13 protein-coding genes and 1 pseudogene are annotated in these 12482 nt (G+C 71.1%); 9 read left to right on the forward strand and 5 right to left on the reverse strand.

Annotation, left to right across the window (positions count from 1 at the left end; all coding sequences use genetic code 11):
- Window positions 1–158 precede the first annotated feature (158 nt).
- Window positions 159–1292, reverse strand: coding sequence for a C40 family peptidase (locus HFP15_RS41475; RefSeq protein WP_376768934.1), 1134 nt, complete (start codon window positions 1290–1292; stop codon window positions 159–161).
- Window positions 1293–1373: 81 nt separating this feature from the next.
- On the opposite strand from HFP15_RS41475, the gene HFP15_RS41480 reads away from it, so the two are divergent.
- From HFP15_RS41480 to HFP15_RS41510, 7 genes are all read left to right on the forward strand, one after another.
- Window positions 1374–2186: a biotin--[acetyl-CoA-carboxylase] ligase gene (locus tag HFP15_RS41480; RefSeq protein ID WP_168524008.1), complete on the forward strand. Its 813-nt coding sequence runs from the start codon at window positions 1374–1376 to the stop codon at window positions 2184–2186.
- A gap of 31 nt (window positions 2187–2217) precedes the next feature.
- The gene (locus tag HFP15_RS41485; protein WP_168524011.1) at window positions 2218–2766 is read left to right on the forward strand and encodes a PH domain-containing protein; all 549 of its coding nucleotides are present in this window, start codon (window positions 2218–2220) and stop codon (window positions 2764–2766) included.
- A 1-nt stretch (window position 2767) separates the two neighbouring features.
- Complete coding sequence (locus HFP15_RS41490) at window positions 2768–3703, forward strand: hydroxymethylglutaryl-CoA lyase (protein ID WP_168524012.1); 936 nt, start codon at window positions 2768–2770, stop codon at window positions 3701–3703.
- Between the two features lie 106 nt (window positions 3704–3809).
- The gene (locus HFP15_RS41495; RefSeq protein ID WP_168524013.1) at window positions 3810–4247 is read left to right on the forward strand and encodes a YbaB/EbfC family nucleoid-associated protein; all 438 of its coding nucleotides are present in this window, start codon (window positions 3810–3812) and stop codon (window positions 4245–4247) included.
- Window positions 4244–4561 carry a PE domain-containing protein gene (locus tag HFP15_RS41500; protein WP_168524014.1) on the forward strand — a complete coding sequence of 106 codons (318 nt, stop codon included), beginning with the start codon at window positions 4244–4246 and terminating at the stop codon, window positions 4559–4561. The genes HFP15_RS41495 and HFP15_RS41500 overlap by 4 nt, the downstream gene beginning before the upstream one ends.
- A gap of 2 nt (window positions 4562–4563) precedes the next feature.
- Window positions 4564–6651: a TNT domain-containing protein gene (locus HFP15_RS41505; protein ID WP_168524015.1), complete on the forward strand. Its 2088-nt coding sequence runs from the start codon at window positions 4564–4566 to the stop codon at window positions 6649–6651.
- The gene (locus tag HFP15_RS41510; protein WP_168524016.1) at window positions 6648–6926 is read left to right on the forward strand and encodes a hypothetical protein; all 279 of its coding nucleotides are present in this window, start codon (window positions 6648–6650) and stop codon (window positions 6924–6926) included. The genes HFP15_RS41505 and HFP15_RS41510 overlap by 4 nt, the downstream gene beginning before the upstream one ends.
- A 467-nt stretch (window positions 6927–7393) precedes the next feature.
- Here the strand turns inward: HFP15_RS41510 and hisN are convergent, their stop codons facing one another.
- Window positions 7394–8179 carry a histidinol-phosphatase gene (gene hisN, locus HFP15_RS41515; RefSeq protein ID WP_168524017.1) on the reverse strand — a complete coding sequence of 262 codons (786 nt, stop codon included), beginning with the start codon at window positions 8177–8179 and terminating at the stop codon, window positions 7394–7396.
- Window positions 8180–8226: 47 nt separating this feature from the next.
- On the opposite strand from hisN, the gene HFP15_RS41520 reads away from it, so the two are divergent.
- Together HFP15_RS41520 and HFP15_RS41525 are read left to right on the forward strand one after the other, a co-directional pair.
- Window positions 8227–8919: a response regulator transcription factor gene (locus HFP15_RS41520; protein WP_168524027.1), complete on the forward strand. Its 693-nt coding sequence runs from the start codon at window positions 8227–8229 to the stop codon at window positions 8917–8919.
- Between the two features lie 3 nt (window positions 8920–8922).
- Entirely contained in the window at window positions 8923–10212 is a 1290-nt protein-coding gene (locus HFP15_RS41525; RefSeq protein WP_168524019.1) for an ATP-binding protein, read from the forward strand.
- 6 nt (window positions 10213–10218) lie between these two features.
- On the opposite strand, the gene HFP15_RS41530 is transcribed toward HFP15_RS41525, so the two are convergent.
- The 3 genes and pseudogenes from HFP15_RS41530 to HFP15_RS42400 form a co-directional block, all read right to left on the reverse strand.
- On the reverse strand, window positions 10219–10764 hold the full coding sequence (locus HFP15_RS41530; protein WP_168524021.1) for a GtrA family protein: 546 nt from the start codon (window positions 10762–10764) through the stop codon (window positions 10219–10221).
- Between the two features lie 37 nt (window positions 10765–10801).
- Window positions 10802–11350: a GtrA family protein gene (locus tag HFP15_RS41535; RefSeq protein WP_210718564.1), complete on the reverse strand. Its 549-nt coding sequence runs from the start codon at window positions 11348–11350 to the stop codon at window positions 10802–10804.
- Between the two features lie 48 nt (window positions 11351–11398).
- A pseudogene (locus HFP15_RS42400) lies at window positions 11399–12482 on the reverse strand (sigma-70 family RNA polymerase sigma factor); the annotation flags it as partial.

The raw sequence follows: 12482 nt of genomic DNA on the forward strand, positions 1-12482 counted from the left end.
AGCCATCAGACACGAACGAGTGACCCCGCACGGGCGACTCGACCGTCCGACTTCTCATCGATCTTTCACATACGAAAGACCGACGAAAAATCAGTGAGAAAATGAAATCAAACATGAGAACCTACACTTGTCACCGTGCAACACCCGAGCTAGGACACTCAGGCCGGACGGGCCGCGCCGGCGTAGTCGTCGCCCGTGCGGTGGTACGTCGCGATCTGGATCGCCATCCCCGTCTGGGGGGCGTTGATCATCAGGCCGTTGCCGAGGTAGAGCCCGACGTGGTGGATGAAACCGGCCGGGCTGCCGTAGAACACCAGGTCGCCCATCGCGGGCGGTTGCGTGTTCGGCACCGGCGGTTCGGCGCGGAACTGTGAGTCGGCGGTGCGCGGCAGGGCCACCCCGGCGCTGTCGTACGCCGCCTTGGTCAGGCCCGAGCAGTCGAAGCCCGCGGCACCCGCGTCGGGACCGTTGCCGCCCCACACGTACGGCAGCCCGAGCTGGTCGAGCGCGAACCGCACGGCGCGGGTCGACGGGGCCGAGGCCTTCTCCGGCGCGAGCGAGAGCGTCGCGTACAGCTGCGCGTTGCCGAGCACCTGCTGCCGGAACAGGTCCGAATCGCGGTACTTGGCGATCGCGTTCCACCAGCTCTGGCCCGCCTGCAGGTCGGTGCCGTTCGCGCACAGCGTGCGGCCCGCGGCGACCGACGCGTCGTCGATGTTCTGGACGTTGCCCGCGCCGCGCTTCCACTCCGCGCCGGTGAGCTGCATCGGGCCGCTGCGCTGATCGGTCGCCGCCTCGCCGGCGGCGCCCTGCAGCGGCACCGCGCCCAGCGCCTTCGACGTCACGCCGTCGGCGTTGAGCGACCCACCGCCGAAACGGCCGTGGTCGGCACTGGCCTTCCCGATGCCGGCGAGCGTCACCCACGACAGGTGGCAGTTCGGCTGCTCGTTGCGCAGCGTCAGCTCACCGGTGGCGTACCCGACGAGTGCGCGCTCCGGAATGTCGAGCGGACCGCTCAGCCCGGCCGCCCACTTCTCCAGCTCGCTCTTGCCCTGCTGCTGCGGCGCCTGCGCCTGCACCGGCGCACTCACCTCGAGGACGGACGGCCCGGCGGCGGTCTGCGCGCTGCCGTTCGGCGCGGGCTGCGGCACCGTGGCCGCCGCGACCGGGGTGCTCTGCTGGGGCGGCTTGATGAACAACCAGCCACACGTCACCAGCGCACCGACCATGATCAGGGCGATCAGCGCCCGACCGACGACGGCACGGCCCCACTTCTGGAAACGGATGGTCACTCTCCCAACACTATGAGAAAGCCGAAGGTAGTCCACCAAGACACAACGATTGGATCATCGGAAAGTTATTAACCTCTCCTTATGACCGAGATCGATGCCGCCCGGCTCCGCAGCGAGCTGGCCGGCTCTTACGCCGACATCGACGTGGTGCCGACCACCGGGTCCACCAACGCCGACCTGCTCAGGGCCGCGGTAGAAGGAGCCGCGGACCGCACCGTGCTGATCGCCGAGGAGCAAACGGCCGGGGTCGGCAGACGAGCCCGCGCGTGGGCCTCTCCCAAGGAGAGCGGCATCTACCTGAGCGTGCTCTTGCGTCCGCGCGAGGTGGCGTTCGCCCAGGCAGGCTCGCTCGCGATGGTCGCGGGGCTCGCGCTGATGGACCTCACCACGGACCTGGGCGTGGACGCCGCCCTGAAGTGGCCCAACGACGTGCTCGCCGGGCCGGACCGCGGCAAATGCGCCGGCATCCTGGCCGAGGCCGCCTCGGGCGACGGGTTGAGCGTGGTGCTGGGCATCGGGCTCAACGTCCGCCCGCTCGGGCAGGACGTGCCGCCGGGCCCCGGCGGCCTGCGTCCCACGTCGCTGTCCGAGCACGGCGCCCGCACCACCGACCGGACGGAGATCGCGGTGCGGCTGCTGAGCGCGCTGGCCGACCGCGAGCGCCGCTGGCGCGCGGGGCACGGCGATCTCGCCGAGGCCGGCCTGTTCGAGGACTACCGCGCGCACTGCGAAACCCTGGGCAGGCAGGTGCGGATCATGTTGCCGGGGGACAAGACGCTGGTGGGCGTGGCCGAGGACATCGACGCCGCGGGCCAGTTGATCGTGGTCTCCGACGACGGGCGGCGGCACACCGTGTTCGCGGGCGACGTGGTGCATCTGCGGGCGGTACCTTAAGCGCAGCGGCAATGATCGGAGCGTGTTTCAAGTGGCTTACCCGGAGGATCTGCTCAGCGAGAACGAGCAGGTCATTGTGCACAGCCATCCGCATTTCAAGATGCTGATCTGGCCGGTGTTCTGGCTGATCGTGACGCTCGGTGCCGGCATCTGGCTGACCACATTGACCGGCGGTCTGACCGCCCCGTGGCACAACGTCGCGTTGATCGCGATCGGCGTGGTCGGGGTCCTCCTGATCATCTGGCTGTTCCTCGCCCCGCTGATCCGCTGGCGCACCACGCACTTCGTCGTCACGACCGACCGGCTGATCGTGCGCGAGGGCGTCATCAAGCGCACCGGTATCGACATCCCGATGACCAGGATCAACAGCGTGCAGTTCGAGCACGGCCTCGTCGACCGGATCTTCGGCTGCGGCACCCTGATCATCGAGTCGGCATCGGACGAACCGCTGCGCTTCGACGACATTCCGCAGGTGGAGCGCGTGCACACGGTGATCTACCGCCAGGTCAACGACAACCCCTACGACGACTTCCCCGGCCAACCGGACGGGCAGCCGCCGCACACCCGGGGCCGTCGCTGAGATGAGCACCAGGACACTCGGCCTGCCGCAACGGGCACCGGCCGCGAACCTGCCCTCGCGCGTGACGATCTGGGAGGTCGGCCCCCGCGACGGTCTGCAGAACGAGTCCGCGATCGTGCCGGTCGAGGTCAAGACCGAGTTCCTGGACCGGCTCGCCGCGGCCGGGCTGAAGGTGCTGGAAGCGACCAGCTTCGTCTCGCCGAAGTGGGTGCCGCAGCTGGCCGACGCCGAGGACCTCTTGAAGGGCCTGGCCAGGCGGCCGGACGTACGGTATCCGGTGCTGGTGCCCAACACCCGCGGGCTCGGCCGCGCGATCGACGCGGGCTGCGCCGACATCGCGATCTTCGCCAGCGCCACGGAGACGTTCGCGCGGCGCAACCTCAACTCCGGCCTCGAAGCGCAGTTCGCGATGTTCGAGCAGGTGCTCGCCGGGGCGGCCGGGCTGAACGTGCGGGCGTATCTGTCGATGGTCTTCGGCGACCCGTGGGAAGGACCGGTGCCGGTCGAGCAGGTGGTGCGTGTGGGCAAGCGCCTGCTCGAGCTCGGCTGCTGGCAGCTCTCGCTCGGCGACACCATCGGCGTGGCCACCACCGGGCACGTCGAGCAGGTGCTCGGGGCGTTCCTGGAGGCCGGGGTCGGGCCGGAGCGCCTCGCGGTGCACTTCCACGACACCTACGGCCAGGCACTCGCCAACACCGTCGCCGCCCTGCGCTTCGGCGTGTCCACAGTGGACGCCTCGGCCGGTGGTCTCGGCGGCTGCCCGTACGCGGAGTCGGCCACCGGCAACCTCGCCACCGAAGACCTGGTGTGGCTGCTCGACGGCCTTGGCATCGAGCACGGCGTGGATCTCGAAGCGCTGGTCGAGACCAGTGTCTGGATGGCGGCCAAGCTCGGCAGACCCAGCCCGTCGCGCGTGGTGCGGGCGCTCGCCGGTTAGCCGACTTTCACCCGATCCGGGAACCTCTTTTCGAAGGGGTGGAACCGGGGCGCCTCAGGGCGCGTCCGACTCGAAGCCGATTGCTGTACTACCGAGGAGGGGTGCCGTGACCGAGCACCGCACACAGGTGGAGGAGCTGCTGGCCGACTACCGGCGCAGCAGAGACCATCTCGCCTCGGTGCAGCGCGAACTCGCGTCGATCACCGCCTCGGCGAGCGACCAGGACGGCCTGATCACCGCCACCGTCGGCCCACGCGGCACGCTGACCGGGCTGGTCATCGACGATGCCGCGTACCGGCGCTACCGGCCGAAGGAGCTGGCCGAGCAGATCGTGCGCGTCACCGGCACCGCCACCATGCGTGCCCTCAGCGCCGCGGGGGAGAAGCTCGCACCGGCGCTGCCCGGCGGCACCGATCCGCAGGCGCTGCTGCTGGGCACCGGCGACCTCGACGCGACGGAGATCGCGCCGCCCAAGCCCAAGTCCCGGCCTCGGCCGCCGGCGGACGAGGAGAGCTTCGAAGACCAGAACTGGGTCAACCGGTGACGGGCTTCGAAGCCGACGCCGAGCGCCTCGCGTCGGGCGCGAAGGATTTCGACGGGCTCGTGCGCCGCGCCGCGCAGATCTCGGCCGACCTCGACGGGGCGCTCGACGGCGCGGCCGCTGCGTGGGGTGCCGACGAGGTCGGCCGCAGCTTCGCCGCCGCGCACGCGACGCCCGCCGAGGATTCCGCCAAGCGGCTGCGCGAGCTCGCCGACGGGCTCGGTGACGTCGGTGGCTCGTTCGCCGACGCCGCACGCCGCTACCGGGCAGGAGACGCCGCCGCGCAGCGGTCGATCGCCGACGCGGCCGGGGAATAGGCATGGGTATCGAACTGCCTAAGGAACTGGCCGACGTCGCGGCCGAGACCGGGTTGTCGTGGCCGCAGGCCGACGAGGACAAGATGCGCGAGCAGGCCGCCGCGTGGCGGGACGCGCACGGCAAGCTCACCGCTCTGGCCGGGGAGGCGGACAAGGTCGCCGGCGGTGCGATCGGCGCCATGACCGGTCCCTCGGCCGAGGCGGCGAGCAAGAAGTGGTCCGGGTTCGTGCATCCCGACAACGGGCATCTCACCGCCGCGGCCGCCGGGGCGGGCGACGCCGCCGACCGGCTGGAGCACGCGGCGGAGCAGGTCGGCACGGCGAAGGTCGAGATGGTCCGGCAGCTGGTCGACGCGGCGAAGAACCGGGACGCGGCGCAGGCCGCCGCTTCGGCCGGGCATCCGACCGCGTTGCTCGGGCTGGACACCGTGCTGCGTGGCACCGCCACGAATCTTTCCTCGCTCACCCAAGGGCTCGCGGGCGCCGTGGGACCGGGCGGCGGAGCGGTCTCCACGCTGGGCAACGTGGTCGACCCCAATCCCGGCGCGCGCACCGAACACGGGCAGGGTGGGCTGTTGAGCACCGTGACCGGGCTGCCGGGACATCTGGTGTCCGCTGTGGATTCGACGGTCGGTGCCACCACCGGTCCAGACGGTCCGTTGGGGTCGCACGGGCCGCTCGGTTCCAACGGCCCGCTCGGGTCGGACGGTCCGCTCGGCGAGCACAGTCCGCTCGGCGACCACGGTCCGCTGGGTGATCAGGGTCCGCTCGGCGGCCTGCCGCAGGTGAGCGGGCCTCCTGCCGCGGACGCGCCACCCGCGCACGACCTGCCCACGCCACCGCAGGGCCAGCCGGCGCTCCCGGTCGCCGGGCAATCGGCCGGTGGGCAGCCCACGCCGTTCCACCCGGACCCCTCGGCCGCAGGTACCGGCCCCATCCAGGTTCCGCAGGCGCCCGCGCACTACGGCGGCCTGCTGCAGTCCGGTGGGTTCGACGACGTGCCGACCCCGCCCAGCGGCATCCCGCCGGTCCACAGTGGAACCGTCGCGTCCGGTTTCACCGACGCCGCCTACTCGCCACCGCCCCAGGCGCCCGCCGCTCCGCCACCGGTCGCCCCGCCCGCGCCCGCGCAACAGCCCGGCTACGTCGCTCCGCCGCCGTATGCCGCCAGCGCGCCGCCGCCGATGGCACCCGGCGCGGCACCGCCGCCGCCCGCGGCGGGATACGCGCCCCGGCAGGCGCCGCCGGTCCTCGCGCCCGGCGGTTACGTCCAGCGGCAGCCCGGAATGCCCTACCCGGCACAGAGTTACGCCCCGCAGCAACCACAACAGCCGCAACCGTCGCCGCAGGATCGGCCGCCACGGCAGGACCTGCCGCCGAAGGACCTGCCGCCGCTGGGCGCGCCGAGGCGCGAACGGGAAAGCGTGGTGGCGCTGTTCCTGGTGCACATGTTCCCGCTCGGCCATCTGCCCGTCGCCGCCGACAAACCGGCGCGGCAGCTGCCCGTCCCGCCGCCCGAGGTCGACTACGCGCCCGGGTTGCGGTTCCCGCCGCACGACCATCCGGAGTCCGGCCGGTTCGACTCGTCCGGCGCGCTGGAGAAGGTGCGCGACGGATACGCCCGCCTGCCAACGCCGCCCGGTGAGCCGCCGGAGGAGTTGTTCACCGGCCACGATCCGCTCGGCGGGTCGCACGAACGCGACTGGGACCGGCGGTTCCTGGCCGGGATGCGCGACGAAATCCCGGAGTACGCGTGGCCGCCGGGGGAGCGCTACCCCGAAGGCGGGCACGAACGGGGCGAGCCGGACCTGCTCGCGGAGGGCACGATGCTGGACCGGTTCGGCGATATCGGCGGGCGGGTCTTCGCGCCGCTGGGTACGTCGTTCGCGCAGCGGTCGCTGCCACCGTCGGCCAAGGACGCCGGGTACCGGCGGTACCAGGTGCTGTGCGAGCTGCCGATGTGGAGCGCGGTGTCGGCGCCGTGGTTCGGACAACCCGGCGGTGGGGTGCGATACCGGTCGGTGTACTCGGCGGACGAGCTCGTCACGATGGGGTACCTGGAGGACGTCACCTTCGAGGAGGGCGAGTGAACATCGATTCGATCCTGCGGTGGCTCGACGCGATCGGGGTGCCGAAGGAGGTCGTGTCGATCGGCGCCGAGGCCGACAACGCGTGGTGCGTGCTGCGGGTCGACGAGTCCGAGGAAGGCGCCCCGGTGTGGGAGGTTTTCTGGCGGGAGCAGGGAAACCGCTACGACTGGGCGCGCTTCACCAACGAGCAGGTGGCGTGTCACTACCTGTTCGGCAGGCTCGCGTGGTCGCAGGTGGCGCGCGGCGCGGTGGGGGTGCTGCCTACCAGCGTGTGACGTCGTGCAGGTGGTGCACGGGGTCGTGGATGAAGTACCGCGCGAACGAGGCGATCGTGAAGTGCGCGCCGTCGCCGCGGTTTCCCGTGCGCTCCCACTGTGATCCGGAAACCTGGTCGAAGCGGGCGGCCAGAGTACTCGCCGCGTCGGCGAGTTCGTCCGCGACGCGCCGGCGATCCTGTTCGCCGTACCGGTCCTCGACGGCCGTCTTGTCCTGGTCCCGGTTGGGGGATAGTGCGGATCGTCGGTGCTCAGCATCAGGCCGAGGCGTTCGGTGTAAACACGGAAGACGTCCCGGACGTGGCAGGCGTACTCCAGCGGTGACCACGTGTCCGGTTGCGGGCGCCGCGCGACGTCCTCGCGGGTCAGCACGCCCTGCCATGCGGAAGCGTTGTCCCGCAACAGGTCCGCGACCTCTCCGGGGCCACGCTGTACCGGGCACCAGCGCGGATTTCTGAAAGCGCCTTTCAGCGTCGCTGCAAGATCGACAGTGCCGCATCGTGCAGATGCCCGTTCGACGACAGCGCGTTCCCGCCGTCGAAGGTGACCTTTCCGGACAGGTCGCTGAAGCTCCCCCCGGCCTCGGTCAGCAGGATCTGCATCGGCGCGACGTCCCAGGCGTTGACGATCGGTTCCGCGGCGAGGTCGATGGCGCCTTCGGCCACCAGGCAGTGCTGCCAGAAGTCGCCGAAGGCGCGGTTCTCCCAGCACGCGTCGGTCAGCGCGAGGTAGGCCTCCCGCGAGTGGTACTCCGTCCACGAGCCCAGGTGCGTGGTGGACACGTAAGCGTCCGAAAGGGACGACACGCCCGAGACCGAGATCCGCCGGTCACCGGTCGCGTCGCGCAGCCACGCGCCCTCGCCCAGCGAGGCCCACCACCGGCGTTCCAGCAGTGGCGCGCTCACCATGCCGACGACCGCGTTCCCGTCCTCCACGAGGGCGATCAGGGTCGCCCATACGGGTAGCCCGCGCAGGAAGTTCTTCGTCCCGTCGATCGGGTCGAGGATCCACGTCCGGCCCTGTGACCAGCCCGTTCCTCCTCGTTCCTCGCCAGCGATGCCGTCGCCGGGGCGTTCGGCGGCCAGCAGTGCGCGCACGGCGTCCTCGACCGCGGTGTCCGCGTCGGTCACCGGCGTGCGGTCCGGTTTGCGTTCCACCTTGAGGTCCCGCGCGCGGAAGCGGGCGGTCGTGATGGCGTCGGCGGCGTCGGCGAGTCGCGCCGCCAGAGTGAGATCGTCGGCATAGCTGGGCACGCGACGATGGTTTCACGCCCCCCGGTCGTAGAGTTGGCCAGGTGAGCATGGTGTTACTGGCCGAAGACGACCCGGCGATCGCCGAACCGCTGTCGCGCGCGTTGCAGCGGGAGGGTTATGACGTCCAGGTGGTCGGTGACGGACCCGCCGCGCTGGAAGCCACCGGGGAGCACCGGGTCGACCTGCTCGTACTCGACCTCGGCCTGCCCGGAATGGACGGCCTCGAGGTGTGCCGCCGCCTGCGCGCGAGCGGTACCGAACTGCCGGTGCTGATGCTCACGGCCCGCACCGACGAGGTCGACTTCGTGGTCGGCCTCGACGCCGGCGCCGACGACTACGTCGCCAAACCGTTCCGCCTCGCCGAGCTGCTCGCCCGCATCCGCGCGCTGCTGCGCAGGCGGGCGCCCGAGGTGCTGGAGGCCGGTGGCGTCCGGATGGACCTCGGCGCCCGGCTCGTCACCGTGGACGGCCGCGAGATCCAGCTCGCGAACAAGGAGTTCGAGCTGCTGCGGGTACTGATGAGCCGCGCGGGCCACGTCGTCAGCCGCGACGAGATCCTCGCCGAGGTGTGGAACGACCTGGAGTCCAAGACCTCCAAAACGCTCGACATGCACATGTCGTGGCTGCGGCGCAAGCTGTCCGACACCAGCGACGGCAAGGGCGCGGTCGTGCACTCCGGCGACGGCGAACGGCGCATCGCGACGGTGCGCGGCGTCGGATTCCGCTTCAACGTGGACTAGCCAGTGCGCCGCCGGATCCTGCTGGCCATCCTGCTCGCGGTCGCCGTCACGGCGGCCGCGCTCGGCATTCCGCTCGGGGTGACCGCGTGGAAGCTGGTCGAAAGCATCACCACCGAGGACCTCTCCGCCCGCGCCTCCCAGATCGCGGCCACCCTGGACACCGACCTCGCCGACGGCCAGCTGACCCAGAGCGACCTGGCCACGGTCGCGGTCGCGATCCCGCCCGGCGGCCGGCTCAGCGTGCAGTTGCCGGGGCGCGACACGCTGGTCCAGGGTTCGGATCCGGGCTCGGACGTCGTCACCGCGCGCGTGCAGCTCGCGCGCGACGGCAACCTCGAACTGACCATCCCGGCGGGCACCATGCGCTCCCGCCAGACGACCGTCACGCTCGCCGTGCTGCTGCTCGTGGTGCTGTCGGTCGGCATCGGCACCGTGGTGGCGACCGTGACGGCCCGCAGGCTGGCCAAGCCGCTGCGCCACGTGGCCGAGCGCGCCGCGAAGCTCGGCGGTGGCGACTTCCGGCCGGACCCGAGCCGCTACGGGGTCGGTGAGCTGGACATGGTCGCCGAGGCACTGGACACGTCCGGCACCGCGCTCGCCCAGCTGGTGCAGCGCGAACGGCAGCTCGTCGGCGACGTCTCGCACCAGCTGCGCAGCAGGCTGACCGCGCTGCAGCTGCGCCTCGAATCGCTGACCCTCCTCGACGACACCGACGCCGCGGAGGAGGCGCGCGCCGCGCAGGAACAGGCCGACCGGCTCTCCGAGGCGCTGGAGGAACTGCTGGCCGCCGCGCGGGCCGCGAGCGAGGTTGACGCCGAACCGGTGGAACTGGCGTCGAAGTTGCCCGAGGTCGCGCAGGAATGGCGCCAGCTGCTGCGGGCGGAAGGGCGCAACCTGAAGCTGCGGATCGGCGACGGGCTGATGGCCCGTGCCACGCCGGGCCGTCTGCGCGAGGTGGTGGGCGTGCTGCTGGACAACGCGCTCAAGCACGGCGCCGGAACCGTCACGCTCGCCGCGCGCCGGGGCGATGCGGAGGGCACGGTCGTGGTCGAGGTGAGCGACACCGGTTCCGGGATTCCCGACGAGCTGGTGCCGCACGTGTTCGAACGCGGATTCTCCGGCGGCGGCTCCACCGGTGTGGGGCTCGCGCTGGCTCGCGCGCTGGCCGAGGCCGACGGCGGGCGACTCGAACTGTCGAGTCGCAGGCCCGCGGTGTTCAGCCTGTTCCTGCGCGTACCGGTGCCCGGTGACGCGGCGGCGGTGCGCTGGCCCTCCGAACGCGTGCCGCGCTGAGCGTTGCTAGCCCATCGGGCGCAGCGGCTTGATCTCGGCGTCGCGCGCCACGTCGCGGCGCCGTCCTCCGAGGTCGTCCGGGAAGACCCACTTCTTGAAGCCCCAGAACCGGAACACCATGGCCAGCAGCATGCCGATGATCGACCCGCTGACGAAGTCCGCGGTTTCCTGCGCCCACCTGGCCACGAACGGCGTTTCGAGGTGGAGCGCGTAACGCGACAACCACAGCGGGATCAGGTTCACCACCACGGCGAATCCGCTGATCACGAAGAAGAGGAGTGCCTCGTGGTGGCGTTCCCGCCCGCCCCGGGTGCGGAAGGACCATTCCCGGTTGAGGACGTAGGAGACGATGGTCGCGACGATGATCGCGATCGCCTTGGCCGTGGTCGGCTTCGACTCCAGCACGCTCAGCTTGAGCAGGTACCACACACCGTTGTCGACGACGAAAGTGGTTCCGCCGACGATCCCGAACTTCAGCAGCTCCCGGTGCTTGATCAGCACGGAGCGCAACGGCTCCGGGGTATGGGAGAGCATGGATTCCACAACGGTCACTGCCGTAGTGTACGTAGTTCAGCCGTGCGGGGGTTTGTCAGGCAGCGCGCTCGTCCGGTTCGCCGGGTTCGGAAATGGGCGTGCGAACCAGCCTCGGACGTGCGCCTTCCTGCGGGAAAACCCATTTCTTGAAGGCCCACCAGCGGAAGATCATCGCGATGAGCGTGCCGAGAATCATGCCGCTGACGAAATCGGCGATCTCCTGGGTGACCACGCCGACATACGGCGTGCGCAGTTCGAGCAGATACCGGGAAACGGCCAGCGGCAGGGAGTTCAGGCCGACCGAAATGCCGCTGATGACGAAGAACAAGGCGGCCTCGTGCTGCCGTTCCCGGCCGCCGCGGGTGCGGAAGGACCATTCGCGGGACAGGACGTAGGACACGACGGTCGCCACGAGCACCGCGAGGATCAGGGCGGTGACCGGATTCTCGTGCAGCACGGTGAGTTTGAGCGTGTAGTTCACCACGTTGGTGAGCACGAAACAGACCGTGCCGACCACGCCGAACTTCAGCAGCTCGCGGTGCTTGAGCAGGAGCGAGCGCACGGGTTTCGGCAGCAGCCCGAGAAGGCTGTCGATGGCGGCCATGATCCGGACGCTACTCCGGGTGCCGTAGTGCCCTGAATCCGGCCGAGGTCACCACGGGACCCACGGCAGCCACCACCACGGCCGCGGCGGTTTGGGCTTGGTCTTCGTGGGGTCGCCGGTCGTGCTCTCCGCCGTGCTGCTCGCGGTCGTCGTCGTCGTGGTGGTCGTCGTGGTGGTGGTCGTGGTCGGGGTCAGCGTCGTGGACGGCGAGCCGGACGTGGTGGTGGCCGGTGTCGTGGTGGTGGTCTGACCGGTCGTGGTGGTGGTCGGTGCGGTCGGGTCCGGCGCGTCACAGAATGGATGGCCCTGGCAGTCCAGGTTCACCGACTTGGTCGCGGTCGCGCTGCCGAGCACGGCCGTGACGTTGATCGCGCGCCGGTCGTCGGGGCGGCCGTCGACCTGCAGCCACAACCGCAGATGCTCCTGCGGTGCGAGCGAGTCCTTGCTGGTGCACGTCGTGGCATCGCCCGCGGTGCCGCAGTCGGCGCGCCACCCGCCGAGCACGACGTGGGTGGCCCGGTCGACGGTGATCGTGACCGGTTTCGTGGTCTGGCCCTCGTTGCGCACGTCGATGCTGAGCCAGGTCGGGTGTACCCACGGCCACGGCCCGGCCCAGTTCGCGTCGACCTGCAGGCTCACCCCGTCCGCGGGCTGTTCGCGGACGGCGACGTGAACCCGGACCGACACCTGCACGGCGCTGCCCGCGCTGACCGAACCGGTGATCTCGCCGGGCTGGGCGTCCTGGTCGGCGACCAGCCGGAAGGTGAGCGTGGCGGTTTCGCCCGGCGCGAGGCCGCGATCGGTCTTGCAGGTCACCGTGCCGGTGCCGGCCGGGCAGTTCACGTTCAGCGGCCCCTGGTCGGTCTGCGCCGTGAAGCCCCTGGCTCCGGCGGCCCCACCGCCGCCACCGCCGGGGCTCACCGCGCGGATGCCGGAAGGCAGGTTCAGCGACGCGGACACCGGGTCCGACGTCGAACCGCCGTCGTTGCGCACCGTGATCGGCAACGAGACCGGACCGCCGCCCGGTTGCAGCTCCACCCCGCCCGGCGGGGTGGTCGCGCTCAGGCTCGCCGGGGTCGCGGCGGGCGGCGGTGGTGGGGCGACCGGTGCGGGCGCCGGGGCCACCGCGGGC

The sequence above is a fragment of the Amycolatopsis acididurans genome (genome assembly GCF_012328925.1).
GTDB lineage: Bacteria > Actinomycetota > Actinomycetes > Mycobacteriales > Pseudonocardiaceae > Amycolatopsis_E > Amycolatopsis_E acididurans.